Annotated in this window: 19 protein-coding genes and 1 rRNA gene; 7 read left to right on the top strand and 13 right to left on the bottom strand. The window is 69.4% G+C overall.

The window, feature by feature from the left end; all coding sequences use genetic code 11:
* Positions 1–207: 207 nt before the first annotated feature.
* From ACIRON_RS30765 to ACIRON_RS30730, 8 genes are all read right to left on the bottom strand, one after another.
* Complete coding sequence (locus ACIRON_RS30765; protein ID WP_402999218.1) at positions 208–1,599, bottom strand: cytochrome P450; 1,392 nt, start codon at positions 1,597–1,599, stop codon at positions 208–210.
* 96 nt (positions 1,600–1,695) lie between these two features.
* Complete coding sequence (locus ACIRON_RS30760) at positions 1,696–2,907, bottom strand: hypothetical protein (protein ID WP_402999215.1); 1,212 nt, start codon at positions 2,905–2,907, stop codon at positions 1,696–1,698.
* Between the two features lie 154 nt (positions 2,908–3,061).
* Entirely contained in the window at positions 3,062–3,787 is a 726-nt protein-coding gene (locus ACIRON_RS30755) for a TetR/AcrR family transcriptional regulator (protein ID WP_402999212.1), read from the bottom strand.
* A 272-nt stretch (positions 3,788–4,059) separates the two neighbouring features.
* Complete coding sequence (gene atzF / locus ACIRON_RS30750) at positions 4,060–5,757, bottom strand: allophanate hydrolase (RefSeq protein ID WP_402999209.1); 1,698 nt, start codon at positions 5,755–5,757, stop codon at positions 4,060–4,062.
* The gene (gene uca / locus ACIRON_RS30745; protein WP_402999206.1) at positions 5,754–9,434 is read right to left on the bottom strand and encodes an urea carboxylase; all 3,681 of its coding nucleotides are present in this window, start codon (positions 9,432–9,434) and stop codon (positions 5,754–5,756) included. Before uca ends, atzF begins: the two co-directional genes overlap by 4 nt.
* Entirely contained in the window at positions 9,431–10,222 is a 792-nt protein-coding gene (locus ACIRON_RS30740) for an urea amidolyase associated protein UAAP2 (RefSeq protein WP_402999203.1), read from the bottom strand. The genes uca and ACIRON_RS30740 overlap by 4 nt, the downstream gene beginning before the upstream one ends.
* A complete protein-coding gene (locus ACIRON_RS30735) occupies positions 10,219–11,073 on the bottom strand; it encodes an urea amidolyase associated protein UAAP1 (protein WP_402999200.1) in 855 nt (284 codons plus the stop codon). Before ACIRON_RS30735 ends, ACIRON_RS30740 begins: the two co-directional genes overlap by 4 nt.
* A gap of 472 nt (positions 11,074–11,545) precedes the next feature.
* Positions 11,546–12,331: an HAD family hydrolase gene (locus ACIRON_RS30730; RefSeq protein WP_402999197.1), complete on the bottom strand. Its 786-nt coding sequence runs from the start codon at positions 12,329–12,331 to the stop codon at positions 11,546–11,548.
* 285 nt (positions 12,332–12,616) lie between these two features.
* On the opposite strand from ACIRON_RS30730, the gene ACIRON_RS30725 reads away from it, so the two are divergent.
* Positions 12,617–13,195 (top strand): TMEM165/GDT1 family protein, encoded by a 579-nt coding sequence (locus ACIRON_RS30725; protein ID WP_402999194.1) that lies wholly within the window; start codon positions 12,617–12,619, stop codon positions 13,193–13,195.
* Positions 13,196–13,213: 18 nt separating this feature from the next.
* Here ACIRON_RS30725 and ACIRON_RS30720 read toward each other — a convergent pair whose 3' ends face one another.
* On the bottom strand, positions 13,214–14,446 hold the full coding sequence (locus ACIRON_RS30720) for an RNA polymerase sigma factor (protein WP_402999191.1): 1,233 nt from the start codon (positions 14,444–14,446) through the stop codon (positions 13,214–13,216).
* 1 nt (position 14,447) lies between these two features.
* Positions 14,448–14,825: a YciI family protein gene (locus tag ACIRON_RS30715; protein WP_091044421.1), complete on the bottom strand. Its 378-nt coding sequence runs from the start codon at positions 14,823–14,825 to the stop codon at positions 14,448–14,450.
* A 216-nt stretch (positions 14,826–15,041) separates the two neighbouring features.
* Here ACIRON_RS30715 and ACIRON_RS30710 point away from each other — a divergent pair, with 216 nt between their 5' ends.
* Positions 15,042–15,863: a nicotianamine synthase family protein gene (locus tag ACIRON_RS30710; RefSeq protein ID WP_402999188.1), complete on the top strand. Its 822-nt coding sequence runs from the start codon at positions 15,042–15,044 to the stop codon at positions 15,861–15,863.
* Here the strand turns inward: ACIRON_RS30710 and ACIRON_RS30705 are convergent.
* The gene (locus ACIRON_RS30705) at positions 15,860–16,744 is read right to left on the bottom strand and encodes an LLM class flavin-dependent oxidoreductase (RefSeq protein WP_402999185.1); all 885 of its coding nucleotides are present in this window, start codon (positions 16,742–16,744) and stop codon (positions 15,860–15,862) included. The genes ACIRON_RS30710 and ACIRON_RS30705 overlap by 4 nt on opposite strands.
* A 132-nt stretch (positions 16,745–16,876) precedes the next feature.
* Between ACIRON_RS30705 and ACIRON_RS30700 the strand changes: the two genes are divergently transcribed.
* The 3 genes from ACIRON_RS30700 to ACIRON_RS30690 are packed head-to-tail and all read left to right on the top strand — an operon-like array spanning position 16,877 to position 19,847.
* Positions 16,877–17,305 carry a YciI family protein gene (locus tag ACIRON_RS30700; RefSeq protein ID WP_402999182.1) on the top strand — a complete coding sequence of 143 codons (429 nt, stop codon included), beginning with the start codon at positions 16,877–16,879 and terminating at the stop codon, positions 17,303–17,305.
* Between the two features lie 25 nt (positions 17,306–17,330).
* The gene (locus ACIRON_RS30695; protein WP_402999179.1) at positions 17,331–18,560 is read left to right on the top strand and encodes an RNA polymerase sigma factor; all 1,230 of its coding nucleotides are present in this window, start codon (positions 17,331–17,333) and stop codon (positions 18,558–18,560) included.
* 21 nt (positions 18,561–18,581) lie between these two features.
* Positions 18,582–19,847, top strand: a complete 1,266-nt coding sequence (locus tag ACIRON_RS30690) for an Nramp family divalent metal transporter (RefSeq protein ID WP_402999176.1) — start codon at positions 18,582–18,584, stop codon at positions 19,845–19,847.
* Positions 19,848–19,884: 37 nt separating this feature from the next.
* On the opposite strand, the gene ACIRON_RS30685 is transcribed toward ACIRON_RS30690, so the two are convergent.
* Positions 19,885–20,685 (bottom strand): siderophore-interacting protein, encoded by an 801-nt coding sequence (locus ACIRON_RS30685; RefSeq protein ID WP_402999173.1) that lies wholly within the window; start codon positions 20,683–20,685, stop codon positions 19,885–19,887.
* 76 nt (positions 20,686–20,761) lie between these two features.
* Here ACIRON_RS30685 and ACIRON_RS30680 point away from each other — a divergent pair, with 76 nt between their 5' ends.
* Together ACIRON_RS30680 and ACIRON_RS30675 are read left to right on the top strand one after the other, a co-directional pair.
* A complete protein-coding gene (locus ACIRON_RS30680) occupies positions 20,762–21,784 on the top strand; it encodes a DUF2332 domain-containing protein (protein WP_402999170.1) in 1,023 nt (340 codons plus the stop codon).
* Positions 21,785–21,842: 58 nt separating this feature from the next.
* Positions 21,843–23,138, top strand: coding sequence for an MFS transporter (locus tag ACIRON_RS30675; protein WP_402999167.1), 1,296 nt, complete (start codon positions 21,843–21,845; stop codon positions 23,136–23,138).
* A gap of 342 nt (positions 23,139–23,480) precedes the next feature.
* Here ACIRON_RS30675 and rrf read toward each other — a convergent pair.
* Positions 23,481–23,574: ribosomal RNA gene (gene rrf / locus ACIRON_RS30670) — 5S ribosomal RNA — on the bottom strand; the annotation flags it as partial.

Genomic DNA, 23,574 nt, shown 5'->3' with positions numbered 1-23,574 from the left:
GTCTGCTCATGGAGCTCGGCGGGGGGGGGGCCGGGGGGGGGGGGGGGGCCGCCGGCGGGGGGGGGGCGCCCCCCCCCGCCCCCCCCCCCCCCCCGCGGGCCCCCCCCCCCCCCCCCCCCCCCCCCCCCCCCCCCCCCCCCCCCCCCCCGCGCGGCCCCCCCCCCCCCCCCGCCCCCCCCCCCCCCCACGTACCTGACGTCTCGGCGGTCAGGAGAGACGAGCGGGGAGGTGGGAGTAGCCCCGGAGGATGCGGGTGGGGTGGCGCTCACGGTCGCCGACGAGCTCGAGGCCGGGGAAGCGCTCGAAGAGGAGCCGGAGGCCGATCTCGCCCTCCATCCGGGCCAGGGCGGCGCCGAGGCAGAAATGGCGGCCGCTGGAGAAGGAGAGGTGGTCGCGGGCGTTCTCCCGGGTGACGTCGAAGGTGTGCGGGTCGGTGAAGACGGCCGGGTCACGGTTGGCGGCGGCCAGCACGGTGTTGATGATCGTGCCCCGCGGGATCGCCTGGCCGGCGATGGTGGAGTCACGCCGGGCGACCCGCCCGGTGAGCAGCACGGGCGGGTCGAGGCGCAGGATCTCGTCGGAGGCATTCGACCACAGGTCGGGCTGCGCCTTGAGCACCTCGAGCTGAGCTGGGTTGTCGTGGAGCAGCGCGATGCCGTTGCCGATCAGGTTCACGGTGGTCTCGAAGCCGGCCGCGAAGACCAGCCCGGCGATGGCCCTCAGCTCCCGCTCGCTGAGTCGGTCGCCGTCGTCGCGGAGGGCGACGAGCTGGCTGAGCAGGTCGTCACCGGGGTGCTCGGCGAGATACTCCAGGTGGCCCCGGAGCCAGGTGTCGAACTCCTCCAGGGAGGCCTCCATGTCGCGGAAGGTGCGCCAGCCCAGGCCGATGTCGAGGCTCAGCGCCGCGCCCTTGCCGAGCTCGAGCATGCGTTCGCGCAGGTCGACGGGGACACCGAGCACCTCGGAGATCACCGTGATCGGCAGCAGCCCGCAGTAGCGGGTGACCAGATCGACGTCGGCGCCTGAGGCGGCCTCCTTCTCCAGGTCGTCGAGCAGCTCTCGGGCGATCTCCTCGGTCCGGGCGCGCAGCTTCTCGACAGCGCGCACCGTGAAGACCCGGGTGACGAGCTTGCGGTAGCGGGTGTGCTCCGGCGGCTCGGTCGCCAGCAGCGACGGCGGCTGGAGCGGGGCGAAGACGTCGCTGGCCGACCAGCTCGCCGCCCTCGCCAGCAGACCGGCGCCCGACTCGTCGGGCGCGAAGAACCCGGTGATGAAGTCGTTGCTGGTCAGCACCTCCTTGATGACCTCGTGGTCGACCGCCAGATGGCTGAACCCGCCCTGGTAGAGCGGCCCGCGGGCACGGAACTCCTCGAACAGGTCGACCAGGTCGAAGGTGTGCGACCCGGGCCCGCTCAGGATCAGGTCGCCCTGGAGGTCACCCTTCCGGGCGGACCGGACGATGGCCGTACGCGGCAACCCGTGGCCCAGCGCCCAGCGCACGCCCTGCTTGGCGGTGCGTTCCACCGTCCCCAGCGTCCGGCCCAGCGTCCGGCCGGCAATCGAGCCGGCGCCGGCGGGCGGCGTGATCTTGAGCGGCATGCGAGACCTCCGAGGCGCAGTAACACGTTCTCATGCAGCGTACGCCGCGCCGGAGGCCGCCACATCCGACCGTGGTAGCAATTCAGCCCAGGCAGGTCAGCGCCGCACGAACTCGCGATCACCCTTGGGCCACGAGTGCGTGTAGCCGGTGACCTTCTTGGCACCCTCGACCCGCACACTCCACTCCGCATGCCCGGAGGCGACCGGCTTGACCACGACGAGCTGGTCGGGCTCGGTGATCGTGACCGTACGCGTGAACCGCTCCGGCGCACCCCACGGATCCATCGCGATCGTGGCCGTCACCGGCAGCCTGCTGGCGTCGATCCGCAGCCCGATCGCCTCGGTCATCGCGATCGCCTCGACCGACAACGTCCTGGTCGGCTCGGGCGCGGGCTTCTTGGTCGGTTTGGTCGGCATAGGCGTCGGTGTCGGTGTCGGCGTCGGCTCGACACTGACCGAGGATGCCGACGCGCTCGGCGAGGGCTTCTCCGACGGCGCCTCGTCGCTGGCCCCTGCGCTCGGCGCCGACTGCTGGCTCTGCGGCTCCTTCTTGTCGGACGGGTCCGCGTCCGAACCGGTCACGACGCCGCGTACGACCTCGTAGATCAGGATCAGCAGCAGGACGGCGAGGACGACCAGCACCACCCGGCCGCGACGCGTCATCCGCGACCGACGGTAAGGGGCCGATTCCAAGTGGTGCAGCGGCACCAACGGTCCGGCGACGACCCGCCTGGCGGGGGGTCCACCGCCAGGTTCGGGCTCTGGCTCGGGGTCCGCTTCCGGCTCCGGTGCAGGCACCGGCGGCGCTGGTGCCGGCGGCGGCGCTGGCTCGGGCTCAGGTTCCGGTTCGGGTTCGGGCTCGGGCTCCGGCTCGGGCTCCGGCTCGGGCTCAGGTGGCTCGACGACAGGCGCCGGAACGGCCAGGACAGGCGGCACGTACGGCTCGGGTTCAGGCTCCGGATCCGGATCCGGATCCGGCTCGACGATGCCTTGGACGATCACGGGCCCGGCACCGGCGGGGAGCCAGGCCGCGCCGGGTACGTCGTCAGGCGAGGCGTAGCTCCCGAAGACCTCGAGGGTCTCGACGTCGGTGACGTGTCCGTCGGGATGGACGACCATCCGGACGCGGGCCTCGTCGTCGGTGGCTACGACCTGGACGGGCTTGCGACTCGGGCCGGCGAGCTGTTCCCGCACGGCGCGGATGCCTGCCTGATGCGGGTCCTCACCCCACGGACGATCCACCACCAGGCCGTTGAGCGTCGTGACCCCGCGGGTGACGGAGAGAATGGCTGTCTGCTTCCGGGCCATCAAAGGCCTCCGGAAGGGTCAATGCACACGTGTGGGGGTCCTCGCGGTGGGGAAGCGGGCAACGGGCTCGGAAAGTGTGTCGTTCAAGCCTCAACAGGGCAACTCACACGCGCAAGCCCTACCCACCAGTTACCGTCTTTGTCTGCCTGACTTCTCAGGCGGGCTCGCGAACCCTGTCCTCGAGGAAGTCGTCGAGCATCTCGACGGCGACCGCGTTCGCGGCTTGGATCTTGTCCTGGCTGACGCCGCAGATCCGCAGGCACGAGGAAGCGATCGCCCACGCCTCCGGGCACGTGATCCTCCGGACCGTGTCGGTGGTGATCATCTCGGCGCGCATGCTGATGACACCTTCGACCTGCTGGATGAGCATGTTGCCCAGCTGCTTCAGGCTGACCCCCTCCAGCACCTTCTCCGAGGCCACCTTGCTGGCCAGATCGGCATAGGCGGCAGCGAGCTCTTCGTGTTCCTGGCGGAACTCGGTGTAGACCTCGCCGTTGGTCACGTCCGGCAGCATGTAGAGCATGCCGACGTTGTGGTCCACATCGGCAAGCGTGCGTACGTCGACGAGAACCAGCAGATAAAGCGCCGTCTCATAATCGAGCGGCGGCACCTGATTGCGGATCTTGTCGACCTTGTCCGTGGTCGGACGGACCGATTTACGGAGCAGCTCGACGAGGATCTCGTCCTTGCCCGCGAAGTGGTAATAGAGAGAGGCCTGACGGATGCCGACATGGTCGGCGATCTCGCGGGTGGACGTCGCCGCGAAGCCCTGGGACACGAAGAGTCGCGCAGCAGCATCGAGGATCTGGTCACGGGGTGAGGCAGTACCCGAATCGGGCACATGCCTGGGGCGGCCGGGCCGAGAACGCCTAGTTGTCATGTACGCCATCTAAGCGGCCTCCCGAGTTTCGGGGAAGATTCGAAAGAGTCTTCTTCCCCTAAAGAACAGAGTCGAAAGTCCCACAGGAGGGTTGAATTCGCTGTCAACAAAGTGTAAGGCACGACGAATCATCAGGCGCGGCACAGCATCCTCCCGGGGCGATAATGCTGGCGGAATTCTGCCCAGTGTGACTGGGGTTTCGGCCCGTGAACAGAGTCATGTGCCACCTGGAGGAATGACCCCGGTCCCGTAACAGACATCCACGCTGAACGTTAAAGGCCCTGCTCAGACCGGTAACGACGCCAACCTCCGTGCGCCGAGATATCGGCAGCCCTTTCGACTGCAAATGGCTCGACGAGAAATCCCGAGACCGAGGAGCCGTCCGACAACGTGACCTTTCCGATGACCATCGGAGCAGGTACGCCACCCGCGAATGTCCCGAAGCCCGCGGCCGGGACGCGCCACAGCTCGCCCTCGATCGACACCCCGCTCCCGGGACCACCCACGCGGACCAGTCCGGGCTTGGCCGGCACGGTCTCGAGCGCGAACAGCCGGTAGTCGGCCGAGGTCGACACCGGGCGCAGCAGCGTCGCGCCGGCCTCGACCAGCTGGTGGTTGAGCGGCTGTCCCGACAGGTGCGCACCGACCACGAAGAGATCGACGCTGGGACTGAGCAGCGTGTGGCCGAGCGCGGCGAGGGTGCGGTCGCTGCCTGCGGCCCCGGTCAGCATCACCCCGAAGGGCAGCCCGCCGACCTGGCCGGCCGGGACCGCGAGCGAGGCCATGTCGAGCAGGTTCGCGAAGTTCGTGTACCGGCCCAGGCGCGCGTTCGCGCCGACCGGATCCGCAGCCACCTCGGCCAGCGTCGGATGCCACGTCGTCGTCGGCGTCAGCAACGCCGAGCAACCCACCAGGGCCTCCCTCCCCGCCGCTCCCAGGCGCGCCAGGTGAGCCACGTCGCGTGCCCAGTCGGCTGCAGTGGCCGATGCCCCGGCGAGCACGATCGCGGCGACCGTCGGGTCCAGACCGGTCCCGATGAGGTCGCGGTTGGCTTCGAGGTGGGAGCCCACCGCGGCGTACCTCTCGGCGACGAAGGCGCCGTCGTAGAGCAGCCGGGCGGCCTCGAGGAACGGCGAGATGTCGGTCTCGACGATCTCGATCCCAGCAGCGGCCAGCCGCGCGACCACAGCCCGGAAGGCGTCGGCCCAGCCCGGAGCGAGCCCGTCGAGATGCTCGCCGGCCGGCACCGCCACCCTCGGCACGGGCGGCAGCCCGGCATCCGCCGGCAACGTACGCGACAGCGGATCCGACGGGTCGGGACCGGCCATCAGCTCCGCGGCCGCACGCGCGGACCCGAGATCGCGGGCGAAGACGGTGACGCAGTCGAGCGTGTAGCAGGCCGGCACGACACCGGTGACCGGCACCAGTCCGCGCGAGGGCTTCACCCCGACGATGCCGTTGAGCGCCGCCGGCACCCGGCCGGAGCCCGCGGTGTCGGTCCCCAGCGCGAGGTCGACCAGGCCGAGGGCGACCGCGACCGCCGAGCCCGACGAGGATCCGCCCGAGATCCGGTTCGGATCCCAGGCGTTGCGGACCGCTCCGTACGGACTGCGGGTGCCGACCAGACCGGTCGCGAACTGGTCCAGGTTGGTCTTTCCCACAACCAGCGCCCCGGCCGCCCGCAGACGGGCGACGGCTGTGGCGTCAGCCGTGGGCGGGTAGGCGAACGAGGGCGCTCCGGCGGTCGTCGGCAGGCCGCGGACGTCGATGTTGTCCTTGACCGCCAGCAGGCGTCCGGCCAACGGCAGGATCTCGCCGCCGGCCACCTTCGCATCGATCGCGGCGGCCTCCTCGAGCAGGTCGTCACGTGTACGCAGTGAGATCCAGATCTCCGGCCGATCCGATGCCTCGATGCGGTCCAGGGCCTCGGTGGCGCGGGCGACCGCACCGTCCGGAAGGGAGTGGATCAAGACCCGAGCCCGTCGAGCGGCCGCACCGCGGCGATGACCTGTCCCGGGACGATCTGCTCGCCCGGCTTCACGTAGACCTCGACCACCTCGCCGGAGACCGGGACCGGGACGCTGGCCTCCATCTTCATCGCCTCGACGACCATCAGCGGGGCATCCTGGGTCAACCGCGCGCCGCGGCTCGCGACCACCTTCCACACGGTCGAGGTGAACGGCGCGGTCACCTGCACGCACCCCTCCGGGACCTCGACCTCCGTGGGTTCGCCCCGCGCGTCGATGCGGTCGCAGATGTCGAACTCACCTGCCGCCATCCAGCGCTGACGCTCCTCCTCGAAGGCGGCGGACTGCTGGTCACGGAAGGCTGCGATCGAGTCCTCGTTGGCGCTCAGGAAGCGGTCGTACTCCTTGATCGAGAAGGTGCCCTCCTCGGTCTCGAACTCACCCCGCCCGGCGTCGACCTCCGCCCGCAGCTCCAGCAGCTCGGCCGCTGAGACCGGATACCACTCGATCCGGTCGAAGAACCGCAGCGCCCAGGGGTCGTCGTGGAAGAGCCCGCCGGACGATGTGGAGCGCCGGAAACGGTTGAACACCTGCGTCGTCCGTCCGACCAGCTGATATCCGCCCGGCCCCTCCATCCCGTAGATGCACATGTACGCACCGCCGATGCCGACGGAGTTCTCCGCGGTCCAGGTGCGGGCCGGGTTGTACTTGGTCGTCACCAGCCGGTGCCGCGGGTCCAGCGGCGTCGAGACCGGCGCCCCCAGATAGACGTCTCCCAGCCCGAGCACGAGGTACGTCGCGTCGAAGACGGTCCGATGGACCTCCTCGACCGAGGCGAGTCCGTTGATCCGGCGGATGAACTCGATGTTCCACGGCGCCCACGGTGCGTCGTCGCGTACGCCTGCGGTGTAGCGCTCGATCGCCTCCCGGGTCGCCGGGTCGTCCCAGGAGAGCGGCAGCCGCACCCGCCGCGAGGGCACGGTCAGCTCCGACGTGGCCGGGAGGTCCTCCTCCAGCTCACGCAGCAGCCCCGCGACCTGGCCGGCCCGCAGGACCGAGGAGTCGGTGTGCACCTGCAGCGATCGGATCCCGGGCGTGACGTCGATGATGCCGGCGGGCGCGTGCTCGGCCAGGGCCGATTGCAGCGCGTGAACGCGCATCCGAAGACCCAGATCGAGGGTCATCGGCCCGTACTCCACCAGCACGGAGTTGTCCCCGCTGCGCCGATAGGTGACCTCGGGCCGCGCCGGCGTCCGGGGCAGCCTGCCCAGCACGCCGTCGTCGCCGTCGCCACCCGCACCTCCGGCAACCGTCAGGGAGGCCCGGTGGTTGACCAGGCCGGCGGCCTTGCCCTCCCGCACCGGCACGAACCGAACGGTGTCGCCGGGTCGCAGCTGCCCGATCTTCCACAGCTCGCCGCTGGCGACCACCGCCGGGCAGACGAACCCTCCCAGCGACGGCCCGTCCGGGCCGAGGATGATCGGGGTGTCGCCGGTGAAGTCGAGCGAACCCACCGTGTAGGGCGTGTCGTGGATGTTCGAGGGATGCAGCCCCGCCTCGCCGCCGTCGGCCCGGGCCCAGGTCGGCTTCGGCCCGATCAGGCGAACGCCGGTGCGAGCCGAGTTGTGGTGCACCTGGTAGCTCGTCGAGTAGAGCTGGTCCAGGTCGGCACGGGTGAAGAACTCCGGGGCACCGTGCGGCCCCTCGGTGACGCCGATCTCCCAGGTGTTGGTCAGCGCCGGCCGCCGCGACACCGGGGTCGCCGCGGGCTGTGCCTGCGGGTCGACGGCTGTCCCCGGCCGGAGCACGTCACCGCGCTGGAGCGTACGTCCGGCGTGCCCGCCGAACCCGCCGAGCGTGAAGGTCGAGGCACTGCCCAGATACTCGGGTACGTCCAAGCCACCCCGGACCGCGATGTAGGTCCGCAGCCCCGGCCCGTCGGTGCGGCCCAGCTTCAACGTCGCCCCCGCGGGGAGCTCGATCGGCTCCCACTGCGGGGCAGGGACGCCGTCGACGCTGACCGGCATGGGGGCACCGCTCACGCAGACGACGGCGGGATCGGAGAAGACCAGCGTCGGCCCGCCGGCCGTCGCCCGGCCGGTCGCCAGCGGCACCGTGACCTCGAGACCCGGGGCACCGCGGTCGTTGCCGACGGCCAGGTTGGCCTCGGCGAAGGAGACCGGGTCGAACGGACCCGAAGGCGGCACGCCGACCTGCCAGTAGCCGACCCGGCCGGGAAGGTCCTGGACGGTGGTGAGCACGCCCGGGTCGAGCACGTCGATGCGTGGATCAGGGTCGCTGCCGCTGCCGGCCTTGACGCGTTCGGTCAGGGTCGAGGTCGAGTGCGTGGCCGAGCGGAGCTCGGCGTACGTCGTCATCGCGCGCAGCGCAGAGACGTTGGTGACGATCCCGTCGATCCGGGTCCTGGCCAGCGCTGAGCCCAGCGTGTCGAGCGCCTCCTCGCGGGTGGCGCCGGTGGCGATCACCTTCGCGAGCAGCGGGTCGTAGTGGGGCGAGACCTCGAGCCCGGTCTCGATCCAGGAGTCCACCCTGACGGTGTCGGTCGGCTCCGGCAGGAGCGCGCGCGTGACCAGGCCGGACGACGGCATCGAGTCCTTGGCCGGGTCCTCGGCGTAGACCCGTGCTTCGACGGCGTACGCCTGGGGTGCGGGGCACCTGCGGAAGAGCTCGTCGGGCAGGGCGGTGACGCCGTCGCGGGCCAGGCGCAGCATGAGCGCGACGATGTCGATGCCCATCACCTGCTCGGTGACGGCGTGCTCGACCTGGAGGCGGGTGTTCATCTCCAGGAAGGAGATCTGCTCGCGGCCCGGGTCGTAGACGAACTCCACGGTCCCGGCCGAGCGGTAGGAGACCGACTTGGCGAGCTGGCGTGCGGAGTCGTGCAGGACAGTGCGTACGTGCTCGGGGAGGGAAGGCGCGGGCGCCTCCTCGATCACCTTCTGGTTGCGGCGCTGCAGCGAGCAGTCGCGGTCGCCGAGCACGGCCACCTGGCCCTCGCCGTCGCCGAAGACCTGCACCTCGACGTGACGGGCGGGCCGCACGAGGCGCTCCAGGAACACCCCGGCGGTCCCGAAGCTGGTCTGGGCGAGCCGGGCGACCCGCTCGAACGCGACCCTCACGTCCGACTCCGAGCTGCACGCGGTCATCCCGATGCCGCCACCGCCGCCGGTCGCCTTGACCATCACCGGCAGCCCGATCCGGGCCGCCTCCTCGGCCGCCTCGTCCGGACCGGAGAGCAGTCCCGAGCCGGCCAGCATCGGCACCCCGGCGTTCTCCGCGAGGCGGCGGGCCGAGTGCTTCTCCCCGAACGCGCTGATCTGATCGGGCGTCGGACCGACGAACCTAAGTCCCGCCGCCTCCACCTCCCGGGCGAAGGCGGCGCTCTCGGACAGGAACCCGTAGCCGGGGTGGAGCAGCCCCGCGCCGGTGCGCAGGGCAGCCTCGATGATCAGGTCGCCACGGAGATAGGAGTCCCGTGCGGGCGCGGAACCCAGGCAGACGGCCTCGTCGGCCTCCCGCACGTGTGGTGCCGCCCGGTCGGCCTCGGAGAAGACCGCGACCGTACGCATCCCGAGCTCGCGCGCGGAGCGCATCACCCGGCGGGCGATCTCCCCTCGGTTGGCGACCAGGACGGTGTCGAAGGATGGATCACCGCTCACTGGCCGACCTCGTAGTCGACATCGGGCTCGGTGACGATCATCCGCAGCGGCGTCGGGTTGAAGTCGTTGCAGGGGTTGTTCATCTGCGGGCAGTTGGAGATGAGGACGAGCGTGTCGATCTCGGCACGCAGCGCGACCCGTCTGCCGGGCGCCGACATGCCGTCGACGATGCCGAGGGCACCGTCCTCCTCGATCGGCACGTTCATGAACCAGTTGATGTTCGAGACGATGTCGCGCATCCCGAGCCCGTGCTTGGCCCCCTCGGTCAGGAAGTTCTCCCGGCAGCCGTGGTGATACATCACGTGGTGGCCGTAGCGCAGCGTGTTGGACTCGCGCGAGCAGGCGCCACCGATGGTGTCCTGGCGGTCGATCTCGTTGTCGACGACGGTCATCAGGGCACGACCGAGGTTGCTGCGCAGCACGGTCCCGGTGCGGATGTAGGCGTTGTCCTGCCACGCGAGCGTGTCCGGAGCGCTGTAGCGCTCGTCGGTGTGGTCCGCGTTGTAGAGCAGGCAGTCACCCGACTGGTTGCCACCGACATCGACGATCGTCAACACCTGCCCGGCACGTACGACGCCCGACCACGAGGCCCGCGGAGCCACCTGCTCGTCCAGCACGACGGCACCCGGCACCAGCGGGTCACCCCACTCCAGGTGAGTGCCGTCGGCGTACGACGCCCCGACCGGGACGCTGGAGACCAGCTGCCCGTCAGGCGTCAGATAGGTGGTCACAGGGACGGGAACGGTCGTCACAGGCCTCATCACCGGGTTGTCGATCGTGGTAGTCACAGGCCCCGAGCCTCCGCATAGTCGAGTGTGTTCAGATACGCCCGCCGCACCTCGGGAGAGGCGTCGAAACGCTCATCCGCCGGGGTCGTGGGATGGGTCTCCGGCGTACGCCAGGCGTGCACGCGCAGCGGCCCGACGATGTACTCCGGACGTGGGTCCCGCGGGTGCGGGACGTTGGCGATCAGCACGAGCAGGGGCAGCTCGGCCACGAGCTCGACCGCGGTCCCGGCGCCCGAGGAGCCCGACCAGTCGAAGCTCCCGTCCTCCGCCACCCGGATGCCTTGGAAGAACGAGACCGAAGGAGGTACGTCGGCCGGCCCGAGCCCGTGCTTGGCGGCGGCCTTCACGAAGAGGTCACGGCCGGCGGGCGCGGGCCCCTCGGGCAGCGCGGTGCCGTACCGCAGCGCGTTCCAGGCAGCGGTGCTCGTCCCGCAGAACGCGTCGTGCTGGCCGGAGGTGTCGGAGAGGATCGTCGCGAGCACCCGGCCGTCACCGGAGAGCAGCGGGTGGCCGGCGCCGAGGTAGGCCTGCCACGGGATCTTCTGGGTGTCGGCGACATTCAGCCGCTCGGTCGGCTCGAGCGCGTTGTAGACGAGGGTGTGGGCGCAGGCCTCACCGGTCGGGTCCTCGAGCCGGAACCGCGTGCCGCGGGCCAGGACCTTGTGGGTGTAGCTGCCGGGCGCGACCGTCTCGGCCCAGGTCAGGCTCTCCGGATCGACGCCGTCCGGAGCGAACGGGCTCGTCGATGCCGGTAGGTACGGCATCCAGTCGCTGACCTGCCCCCCTTGCGCGCGAGCGTCTGCCCGTGCGTTCAGCACCGTGTCCGTGCTGTGGTCTGCAGCTAGCGCCACCCGGGTCCTCCTTGAAGCATGATTAACCTGTCGACTGACAGGTAAGCATGTAGGTCAAGGGCGTCGGGGGCAAACCAAGACTGTTGGAAACCTGAGTCCGAAATGTGGGGGTCGGAGTCGGAGAATTTCTTCCCTGTCGGTCGATCGATTCTTACCGTTTTCGGCTGGACCCCGCTAGGGGGGAAGGACCATTTGCTGCCGATTTCCCGCGTGCGGTGCCGCCTGATGGAGCGATCACCTCGAAGAGGTGACCAGCCTGACGGGCACACAACCTGTCAAAAGACAGGTAACAGGCGTGGTGTGATATAGGACACCATTCCGATGGCATCCCGGCACCGTGCCGAGGAGCGGACCGAAAGGGCCGGCGGATCCCTGGATCGGCTGACATCGGCCCTCCGGGATGGGACCCTGACCCCACGTCCGACCGTCGTCCGGGGACACCCACCGGTCGAGCACCGGCCTCAGCCCGGGATCAGCGCGACGATCTCTTCGAACCCCACGGCACCACATTGCCGGACACGAACGTCCGCGATTCGGACCCTTCGCGTGGAATCGGGATGCCGATCATCCCGATGAGCTCGCCCAGGTCGCTGATGGTCGGCCCGCTCCACTCGGGATCCAGGTCGACCGCGACCCCATCTCCGAGCTCCTCGGGCGCCCTGGCCCGGAACCGCACGGCTCGCATCCCGACCGCCTCGGCCCCGCTGAGCTCCTGGTCGGCACCGTCACCGACATAGACGCACTCGTCGGTCCGCACCTCGAGCGCCGCCGCGGCGACGAGGTAGGCACCCGAGTCCGGCTTGCGTACGCCGGTCTGGCAGGAGAACGAGACGGCGTCCAGGTGTTCCGCGAGCGGACTCTGCGGCCAGATCGCGACCGTCTCCGCCCCACAGTCGGCGACGAGGCCGAGCTTGAACCCTCGTTTGCGCAGCGACTTGAGCGCAGGCAGCGCCCAGGTCGCGGCATGCAGGGAGAGCGAGTAGTTCATCCTCCGGGTGATCGCACTCTGCACCTGCGACTCGGTCGGCGACCCGCCGACCCGTCGGGCCAGGTAGCGCACGGTGTGGTGCACATCGGCCATCAGTCCGCGTACGCGCTCGTCGAAGGTGTCCGCGACCGCGGCCGCGAACGCATCGGGGTCGACTCCGAGATCCGCGCCCATCCCTCGGGCCACCGCGTGGTGCTCGGCAGCATGGCCGCTCGGGACGAGCGTGTCGTGCAGGTCGAAGAGGACCGCGCGCACCCCGGCCTCGTCCATGAACTCAGCCTAACCACGATCGGAACCTCACCGAGGGAATTCGGCGAACGGGCCGCGGACGGCCCGAGTGAGCCGGCGTCAGGCCTCTGGCCTAGACTGGCTCCGCGAAGGGGAGTAGTCCTCAACAGTCGCGTCGACACACTGGCCCCCGGGCCCGGCGCGATCGGCCACGACAGTGGCGGACGAGACCTTCGACCAAGCACCCGTATATCTACGTGACGGTGCTGGTCGAAGGACAGTCCACTCCTCATGGGATGCCTCCGGCCGGCGCCGGAGAGGAACCCTGTGTACGCCTTCCTGCTCTCGACCGCGGTCATCTTCGTCGCCGAGCTCGGCGACAAGAGCCAGCTCATGGCGATGACCTTCGCCACCCGTTACCGGGCTCGAGACGTGATCATCGGGATCACCGCAGCCACCGCGATCGTCCATCTCGCCTCGGTCGGCATCGGAGCCCTCATCGGAGACGCCTTCGCCGAGCACCAGCACTACATCACCATCGTCGCGGGAGTCGCCTTCCTGTTCTTCGCCGGGTGGACCCTGCGCGGCGACGAGCTCACCGAGGACGAGGCGAAGAAGGCCCGCGACAGCCGGGGCATGGCGATCATCGCCGTCGGTATCGCGTTCTTCCTGGCCGAGCTCGGCGACAAGACGATGCTCGCGACGATCACCCTGGCCACTCAGGAGGGCTGGCTCGGCACCTGGATCGGCTCCACGGTCGGGATGGTCGCCGCCGATGCGCTCGCCATCGGTGTCGGTGCGCTCCTGGGCCGCAAGCTCCCCGAGAACGTGATCAAGTACGGCGCCGCCGCGCTGTTCGCGATCTTCGGGATCATCCTCGTCATCGACGGGGTCGTGCAGATGTGATCCGTCAGCGCCGAGCCGTCACATCTGGTCGAGCGCCTCGACCCGGCGGTTCAGGTAGCGCTGCTCCGGCACGCTTCGGGTCAGCCGGGCCGCCAGCACGTAGTGCTCCCGAGCCGTCGCGACGTCGCCGGACTGCTCGAGCAGGTGCGCCAGCACGGCATGGGCGCGATGGTGCCGCTGCATCGCCGGGTGCTCCAGCAGGTCGCGTACGATCTCGATCCCGTGCTCGGGGCCGAGGCTCATCGCCACGGCGACGGCCCGGTTGAGCGTGACCGCGGGCGAGGGCGCGACCTGCGCGAGCATCCCGTAGAGCAGGTTGATCTGGAGCCAGTCGGTGGCCTCGTACGACTCCGCCTCGGCGTGGACCGCGGCGATCGCCGCCTGCAGCTGGTAGCGACCCACCGGCCCCTCGGGGAGAACGTCCTCCAGCAGTGCGACCCCCTCGCAGATCAGCTCCTGGTCCCACTGCGAGCGGTCCTGGTCCTTGAGCGGGATCAGGTCGCCGAGGTGGTCGACGCGACCGCACGAGCGGGCCTGGGTCAGCAGCATGAGCGCGAGCAGGCCGGTGGCCTCGTCGTGCTCCGGGAGCACGCCGCGCACGATCCGGGTCAGCCGGATCGCTTCGTCGGTGAGCTCGACGCCCTGCAGCTCCGGACCGCTGGTGCGGGTATGGCCCTCGTTGAAGATCAGGTGGCAGACGTCGAGCACGCAGGCGATCCGCTCGGCCAGCTCGTCCGGCGCCGGCGAGCAGAACTCCTCGTCCTTCAGCGTCGCCCGCGCCCGGCTGAGCCGCTGCCCCATGGTCGCCTCCGGCACCAGGTACGCAGCCGCGATCTCCGACGTCGTCAGACCGCCCACGCACCGCAGCGTGATCGCCACCTGGGAGGGACGGCGCAACGCGGGATGGGCGCACATCATCATCAGCCGCAGCGAGTCGTCGTAGGCCGACCCGATCTCCACGGCGGCCGGGTCGGGGTCGTCGAGCCGCCGGGCGATCCCGTCGGCGACCTCGCGCCGGGTCCGGGCAGTGTCCGCGCGCAGCTGGTCGATCAGGCGCCGATGAGCCACCCGGATCAGCCAGGCCCGCGGGTCGGCCGGCAGCCCGTCGCACGGCCACTTCTGGCTGGCGGCGATCAGCGCCTCCTGCGCGGCGTCCTCGCAGTCGGGGAGGTCGGAATGGACCCGCAGCAGGGCACCGAGGACGTGGGCGGACTCCTGCCGCCACACGTCCTCGACTCCCGTGACCGTCATGTCAGTAGGTTGCCACCGGCCGCAGCTCGACCGTTTCACCGGGGCCACTGAAGCTGCGTACGACCTCTTCGGCTCGCTCCTGGGACTCGACGTCGATCAGGAAGAAGCCGGCCAGATGCTCCTTCGCCTCGGAGTAGGGGCCGTCCGTGGAGATCGGCTCGCCGGCCTCCCACCGGTAGAGCTTGGCCGAGGCCGGATCCGCGAGCGCCTGCCCGCCGATGAGCTCACCGTTGGCCGAGAGCTCCTCCATGATCCCCTCGAAGGCCGCGTTGAGCTTCTCCCGAGAGGCTTGCGGCAGCGACTGGAACTCGGGGATGAAGTCACCCGTCGGGTGACCCCACGGCTGCGGGTTGGAGTGGATCAGGATGACGTACTTCATGACTCTTCCCTTTCGTCGGCGCCTACCGTAGGCGTGCTTACGGGGATACGTCGGAGCCGAGTGGCGTAGTTCTACATCGTCCCAGAAGTGGGCCGCCGACACCTGCGATACGGGTGAGGCGACGCGCCCGGACCGTCGCGACTTCCGTGCCGCGGAGCGGGCTCCCCGGCGGAACACTCTGCAGCGGCCGTCACCGATGTGGAAGGGTGACCGGTTGTGAATCCGGGAACGTTCGAAGCCATCGACGAACGTCTCGTCTCCACTCTCGACGACCTGCTCGACCAGCCGTCACTGGAGCCCGGAATCGTCGTCGACGCGCTCTTCAACCGATTGGTGACCGCGGTGCTGAGCGTGCCCGAGCCGGAGGCCGACACCGTGCTGGCCGCGCTGCCGCCGTCACGTTCACCGGACCTCTTCCGATCGGTCGCGTCCGCCGGCGAGCACGCGCTCGAGCGGGCCTGGGCACACCAGATCTCGCGCGCCGCTGACCCCGCGACGGCCTTCGCCCGCTTCCCCTACCGCGAGAACTACCGGCTCCTCGTGGAGATGGAGCTGGCAGCCGTACGCCGCCAGGGCACCGTCCCACGGCACGTGCTGCTTCTGGGCTCCGGGCCGCTTCCCCTGACCGCGCTCTGTCTGGCCGACCAGGGCATCGCGGTGCACTGCGTCGACCACGACGCCGAGGCGATCCGGCTCTCCTCCGCCGTGTTCGGACGTCTGGGTGCCGTCGGCGTGACGTTCGAGCACGCCGAAGCCTCCGCCGCCACGCCACCGCGCCCCGCCGACGTCGTGCTCCTCGCCGGCCTGGTCGGGTCCGACGATGCCGCCAAAGCCGCGGTGCTCGACAAGGCGGTCACCGCTCTCGCCCCGGGCGGCCTCGTCCTGGCGCGGAGCGCTCGGGGGCTGCGTACGCTGCTCTACCCGCAGGTCGGCCCCGAAGCGCTGGTCGGACTGACGGTGGTCGCCGAGGCCGACCCCGAGGTCGATGCCCCGGGGACCGACGTGATCAACAGTGCGATCCTCGCCCGCCCGAGCTAGAGAGCAGGGTCGAGAACCTCGGCCTTGAGCTGCGCAGCCCGCTCGATCCGCTCGGCGCCGGTCTCGCCGAGGTTCCACGTCGGCATGATGAACTCGTCGAACCCGGCCTCGACGTAGCGACCGACGAAGTCCTGCAGCTCGCCCGTCGATCCGGTCTGCGTCCTGGCGAAGCCCGGGTTCGCGCCGTCCAGGTCGAGCATGAAGTTGGTGGTCGTCCTGATCGTCCCGGGATCGCGACCCACCTGCTCGCACGCCTCCAGGAGCTTGGCCCGCACAGCGCCGGCGCTCTCCGGTGTGCCCCAGGTGTTCCACTCGTCGGCGTACCGGGCGACGACCCGCAGCATCCGCGGGCCCTTGGCACCGACCAGGATCGGCAGCGGAGAGGCCACCGGCTTCGGCTCGCACGGAGCGTCAGCGAGCTGGAAGTGGGTCCCCTCGAAGGTCGTACGCGGCTTGTCGAGCAGCGACCGGGTGACCTCGATCGCCTCCTCGAACCGGTCGACGAGCACCTTCGCGCCCGGCAGGTCGATGCCGTACGCCTTGTGCTCGTTGATCTGCCAGCCGGCACCCATCCCGAGCACGAACCGCCCACCCGCGATGTGGTCGATCGTCGCGGACCGGTTCGCGAGCAGCGCCGGATGGTGGATCGTCGTCGGGGAGACCAGAGGTCCGATGCGTACGTTCCGGGTGGTCGCGGCCAGCGCCGGGAGGATCCCCCAGACCTCGTGCATCGGCCCGTCGGCCACCTCCTCGGAGCCGGTGTTGGGCATGTAGTGGTCGGCGACCCAGACGCCGTACCAACCAGCCTGGTCAGCGGCCTGCGCCTCGGCGAGGATGTCGGCGGTGGGGAAGACGAGGTTGGGCCACAGCGAGATCTTCACGGTCCCAACCTACCCACGCGCGAAACTTCCATAGAAATATTCTTGGCAGGGTTGTCGATCCCGCGTAGACCTCGTTCGACCAAGGGGTGAACGGGCCGGCAAGACGGCCCGACCGACACAGGAGAAACCGAGATGCCGAAGTACATGCTGATCTGGCGCACCATCGACGAGGACAAGCAGAACGCCGCGATGGCCGAGATCCCCTTCGAGCAGATGCTCGAGAAGATGGGTCAGCTCAACGACGAGCTCATCAAGTCCGGCGTCCTGCTCGCCATGGAGGGGCTCGACCCCGAGGAGCACACGGTCGTCACCTACGCCGACGCCGAGGAGCCGCCGGTGGTCACCGACGGTCCCTACGGAGAGACCAAGGAGCTCTTCGGGGGCTTCTACCTGATCTCGGTCGCCTCGAAGGAGGAGGCGGTCGAGTGGGGCAAGCGGCTCAGCTACTTCCCCGGTTCCGCGGTCGAGATCCGCCGGGTGCCGACGATCGACGAGTTTCCGCAGGACAACCCGTGGATCCAGAAGGAGCTCGACTGGCGGACCAAGAATGGTCAGCTCTGACGGCTGACACCGGCAGGAGACATCAATGCAAGACGCGACGCGCGCCGTCGAGGCGATCTGGCGCATCGAGTCCGCCCGCATCGTCGGCGCGCTCGCGCGCTACACCGGCGACTTCGCCCTCGCCGAGGACGCGGCCCAGGAGGCCCTCGCGGAGGCGCTGGTCGCCTGGCCCCGCGACGGCCAGCCGGCCAACCCGGTCGGCTGGCTGATGACCACCGCCAAGCGGCGGGCGATCGATACCATCCGCCGTGCCGGGGTCCAGCGCGAGAAGTACGAGGCGATCGCCCACGGCCAGGACGAGGCGTACGACGACGAGCTGGACATCGAGCGGATCGATGACGACGTCCTCGCGCTGATGTTCGTCTCCTGCCACCCGGTGCTGTCCAAGGAGGCCCGGGTGGCGCTCACGCTCCGGGTCGTCGGCGGCCTCAGCAGCGAGGAGATCGCCCGGGCGTTCCTGGTGCCGGTGCCGACGATCCAGGCCCGGATCACCCGTGCCAAGAAGACGATCGCGGCCGCGAAGGTCCCCTTCGAGGTGCCCTCGCCCGACGAGCGGCGGCAGCGTCTGGCGGGCGTGCTCAACGTCCTCTACCTGATCTTCACCGAGGGCTCCACCGCCACGTCCGGCGAGGATCTGATCCGCACCGACCTCGCGCGCGAGGCACGGAGACTGACGCGGGTGCTGATCGGCGTGCTGCCCGACGAGCCGGAGGCGTACGGTCTGCTCGCGCTCATGGAGCTGACCGCCTCCCGCTTCCCGGCCCGCACCGATGCTGCCGGTGATCCGGTCCTCCTCGAGGACCAGGACCGCGCCAGGTGGGACCAAGGTGCCGTACGCCGCGGCGTGGCCGCCCTCGAGCAGGCGACCCCACGAGGCCTCGGACCCTATGGGCTCCAGGCCGCGATCGCGGCCACCCATGCGGTCGCCGACTCGGTCGAGACCACCGACTGGGAGCGGATCATCGTCCTCTACGAGGCCTTGGGCCGCATCGCACCGAACCCGATCGTCGACCTCAACCGCGCCGTGGCGGTGGCGATGGCCCACGGACCGCTGCGAGCCCTGGAGATCGTCGACCGGATCGCGGAGGACAAGCGGCTCGACCACACCCATCTCCTCCCGACCGTACGCGGAGAGCTGCTGCGCCGGCTGGGCCGAACCGTCGAGGCGCGCACGGAGCTTGAGCGGGCGGCGAACATGTGCACGAACGACCGCGAGCGGGCCGTCCTTCGGCAAAAAGTCGCTGATCTTCCCTAAAACGGGGTATACCTGTCGGTCATGTCGAACGTAGCGAGCACCGAGACGTCCGAAACCCCGCGCTGGCGGATCCTGGGGCCCGGCCTCGTGGTGGCCGCCACCGGTGTCGGCGCGGCCGATCTGATCGCCACCCTGATCGCCGGTACCAAGTACGGTTACGCGCTGCTGTGGGCCGTCATCGTCGGATGTGTGCTGAAGGTCGTGCTGGTCGAAGGCGCCGGGCGCTACAGCCTGGCGACCGGCGAGACGATCTTCCAGGGCTGGCGACGTCTGGGCATCTGGACGTCGATCTACTTCGGTCCCTACATCGTGATCTGGGGCTTCATCTACGGAGCCGCGGCGATGGCCGGCACCGGGCTCTCGCTGGCGGCGCTGTTCTCGTTCGCGTCCGTGAAGTTCTGGGGCATCCTGTCCGGCCTGATCGGTCTCGCCATCGTGTGGGCCGGCCGCTACGGACTCTTCGAGAAGTTCCTCGCCGTGCTGGTGGGAATCATGTTCGTGACCATGGTCGGCGCCGCGCTCGTCACCCTGCCCAACCTCCCCGAGCTGCTCAAGGGCCTGGCCCCGACCATCCCCGAGGGCTCGCTGGTCAACCTCCTCTCCGTCGCCGGCGGCGTCGGCGGCACCATCACCTTGGCCGCCTACGGTTACTGGCTGCGCGAGAAGGGCTGGAGCACCCCAGGCTTCATGCGCGTGATGCGGATCGACAACATCACCGCGTACGTCGTGACCGGGATCTTCGTGGTCGCCACCCTCATCGTCGGCGCCGAGCTGCTCTACTCCGCCAACATCGCCATCGGCACCGGCGACCAGGGCATGCTCGACCTGTCCAAGGTTCTCGCCGACCGCTACGGCGACTGGTTCGGCAAGCTCTTCCTGATCGGCTTCTGGGCCGCGGCGATGTCCTCGCTCGTCGGTGTCTGGAACGGCGTCAGCCTGATGTTCGCGGACTTCATGGGGACCATTCGCGGACGGGCGGACGAGCCCGAGGCCAAGAGTGGCGGCCTCTGGTACCGCTCCTACATCCTCTGGCTCACCTTCCCGCCGATGATCTGGCTCCTGCTCGCCGACGAGCCCGCCTGGCTGATCCTCATCTACGGAGTCCTGGGCGCGTTCTTCATGCCGTTCCTGGCCGTCACCCTGCTCTGGCTCCTCAACACCAGCCACACCCCCGCGGAGTGGCGCAACAAGTGGGTCTCCAACATCGGCCTCATCATCTGCGCCCTGCTCTTCGCCTGGCTCGCCTTCGACCAGGTCCGCACCTCCATCCAGGACCTGTTCGGCTGAGCTCCGAGGCACCGGTCGGATCGGCGGGCGCCAGGCTCTACGCCTGGGCCTTGCCGATCCGCCAGTAGCCGACGAAGGTGATCCGCGACTTGGGCACCCCGAGCGACACCAGATGGCGCCGTCCCTCGGCCGGGATCGTCCGCTCACCGACGAGGTAGGCCGAGAGCGTTGCCGGCGCCTCGGGAGTGAACGCCTTCACCTCGGCGATCGCCAGCGTCCCGGGCTGCTCGGCGGAGTCACCTCGAGCCAGCCACCGCACCTCGACCCCCTCGGGCCCGGAGACGTCCTGGACGTCGGCCATGTCCGGGATCTCGATGATCGCCAGGCCGCGCGCGTCGCGAGGCATGTCTCGAAGGATCCCGACGATCGCCGGAAGGGCCGACTCGTCGCCGACGAGCAGGTGGAACGACGCGTCCGGAGCGAAGTCGAAGCCCGTGCCCTGATCCATGAGCACGACCTGTTCCCCGGGCTGTGCCGTACGCGCCCAAGGGCCCGCGATCCCGAGATCCCCGTGCACGACGAAGTCGACGTCGATCTCACCGAGTTCGGGCCGGTGCTCGCGCACGGTGTAGTTGCGCAGCGGCGGCCGGTCCCCGTGCCTCAGGTACTTGAGGTAGTCGATCGTCCCGAGCTTCTCGGGCACCGCGTCGAAGTTGGTGGCCTGTCCGCCCGGCCGCGGCAGGAAGAGCCGGAACCACTGGTCGAAGCCGCGCTGCGGGAACCGTCGCAGATCATCGCCTCCCAAGGTGAGCCGCACCATGTGCGGCGTGACCTGCTTGTTGTGCAGCACCTCGGCCGCGTACACGCCCTTCAGCTTCCGGCCGTCGTCGAATCCCATGCGAAGCTCCGTTTCCATTTAAGTAAGGCTTACCTTACCTAGACTCGCAAGCATCTGTCAGTGCTTGGATGTGCCCATGGCGACTCTCTCCGAGCTGTTCAGAGATCACTTCGGCCATGAGGAGCACCTCTACGGCTGGCTGCTCGACCGATTCGCTGACGACCTCGACGCGGGTGGTGCTGTGGCCGAGATCTGCCGGGACCACCTCGACGCCTCCCGTGCCGATGCCGTGCAGCTGCGCCTCCTGGCGGCTCTGCACCGCATCGTCCTGCGCGGCGACGCTCCCGAGCTCGAGCGGTTCTATCCGAACCTCGGAGGCAACGACTCGTACGTCACCGTCTGGCCGTTGTTCGAGAAGGTGGTCGCAGCACACGTCGACGAGCTCCGCGCAGGTCTGGAGGTGGCGCCCCAGACCAACGAGGTGGGCCGCTCCGCATGCCTCCTCATCGGGATCTTCGAGGCCGTACGCCGCACCGGCCTGCACCGCATCCGGCTGCTCGAGCCGGGCGCCTCGGCCGGGCTCAACCTGCTCGTCGACCGCTACCGCTTCCACGGCGACGACTGGGCGTACGGTCCCACGGACAGCCCACTGACCATCGACACCCAGTGCGCAGGGGTCAACCCGGTTCCGTTCGAGGTCGTCGCACGCCGCGGCTGCGATCTCGCCCCGGTCGATGTCTCCACCGCGGCCGGCCGCGAATACCTGACCTCGTTCGTGTGGCCGCATCAGGTCGATCGTCACGCCCGCCTCGCCGGTGCGCTGCAGGTCGCGGCCGGCGAGCCGCCCGCCGTCGACGTCGGGTCGGCCGACACATGGCTGAAGGACAGGCTCAGCGAACCGACCGACGGGGATGTGCTCACGGTCGTCTGGCAGTCGATCACGGAGCAGTACTGGCCGATCGAGGTACGCACTGGCGTACGCGCTGCCGTCACCGAGGCTCGTGGCGGCCTGCCCATCGCCCACGTCAGCATGGAAGGTGTCCCGCCGGCGCAGACGGCCTCGGGCTGGGACATCCGCACCGACGGTCCCGCGCTCAGCCTCGACGGCGACGTGCTCGCCCGCTCCAGCCACCACGGCCCACCGCTGATCCTCGTGTAGCCCTCGCGGAGACCAAAGTCGGTTGACGCGTTCCGCATCCAGGTCAAGGCTGTTCAGCATGCCCGCCGACGAGCTTCCCGGCTGGAGGCGCAACGCAGCGATCTTCCTCGCCGGCCAGACGGTCTCCCTGCTCGGCTCGATGCTGGTGATGTACGCCGTGATGTGGCACCTCACCATCGAGACCCGGTCCGGGTCGGTGCTGATGTTGAGCCTCGTCTTCGGGATGCTCCCGCAGGCGTTCATGTCCATCTTCGGCGGCGTCTGGGCCGACAGGCATCACCGCAAGTTCCTGATCATGGGCTCCGACGCCACGATCGCGGTCGCCACCCTGATCCTGGCCGGCCTGATGGCCAGCGGGATCGACGACCTCTGGATCATCTATCTCGCCCTGGCCATCCGCTCGATCTTCGCCGGCATCCAGATGCCTGCCGTGACGGCGATGATTCCGCAGATCGCGCCGGAGTCCCAGCTGCTCCGGATCAACGGAGCCTTCCAGACCATCCAGTCCGCGATGACACTCCTGGCTCCGGCGCTCGCCGCGGTCATCTACGCCAGCATGGACATCGTCGCCGTCTTCTTCATCGACGCCGTCACGGCCCTGATCGGCGTCGGCCTGCTCGCCCTCGTCCCGGTCGCCCGTATCGTGCGTCCCGACCAGGGGAAGGTCTCCTACTTCGGAGACCTCCGCGCCGGCCTGAAGTACGTCTCGACCCATGCGCACGTGCGTTGGATCCTGGTCCTGTTCACGCTCGTCATGGTGATGGTCGGAGCCCCCTCCTACCTCACCCCACTCATGGTCACCCGTACTTTCGGTGACGAGGTCTGGAAGCTCACCGCGAACGAGCTGTTCTGGGGCTTCGGCATGCTGGTCGGCGGTGCCGCCATGGCCGTCTTCGGGCCCAAGATCATCCACCGGATGCGCTTGATGGTCGGCTCTGTCGTCCTCATCGGACTGTTCGTCGTCGGACTCGGGGTCTCCACGAACATGTGGGTGTTCTTCGTCTTCGGCCTGCTGATCGGGGTGTCCTTCTCCGCACTGAGCGCGCCCGCGATGACGATCCTCCAGGAGCGCGTCGAGCCGGAGATGCAAGGGCGCGTCTTCGGCATCGTCGGCATCGTCATGTCGGTCGCCATGCCACTCTCCATGGTGGTCTTCGGCCCGCTCGCAGATCAGTTCTCGGTCGAGTTCCTGCTTGTCCTCGCCGGCCTGCTGCTCTTCCTCATGGTTGCCGGCATCCTCGCCATCCCCGGTGCTCGCCGGTCGCTGGCCGAGGTCGACCTCCCCAAGGAGGAACCCATCGCTCCTGCTGATTCGGTCACGCCGGGCGAGGAAGCCTCTCAGGGCGCCAAATGACAGCTGCCCGGCACCTCGAGGGCACCGGGCAGCTGGAGAAGCTCTGGATCAGCGGCTGGTGACCAGCTTGATGGCCACGCCGAGACCCACGGCAACGACGGCGGCGATGAGCAGCTTCTTGACCATGGGAACTCCTTGTTCGAGATGGTTTGTTCGGACTGCAACTATGACATTGGACCTCGCGCCGCTGCCCACGTCAACCGGGCGTGGCGCGAAGAGACCTTCACATTCATCTCGACAGGCTCGATACAGCGCATCTCGACAAGCTCGAAACACCGCATCGAAAGTCGCTGTAAATGGCAGCAGGGCCACCTCCGAAGAGGTGGCCCTGCGCAAAGTTATGTCCGGCGGCGTCCTACTCTCCCACAGCCTCTCGGTTGCAGTACCATCGGCGCTGAAGGGCTTGACTTCCGGGTTCGGGATGGGACCGGGTATT

Source organism: Nocardioides sp. NPDC101246, assembly GCF_044767415.1.
Taxonomy (GTDB): domain Bacteria; phylum Actinomycetota; class Actinomycetes; order Propionibacteriales; family Nocardioidaceae; genus Nocardioides.
The sequence above is the reverse complement of the archived record's forward strand: the minus strand, read 5'-3'. Positions and strand labels throughout refer to the sequence as shown.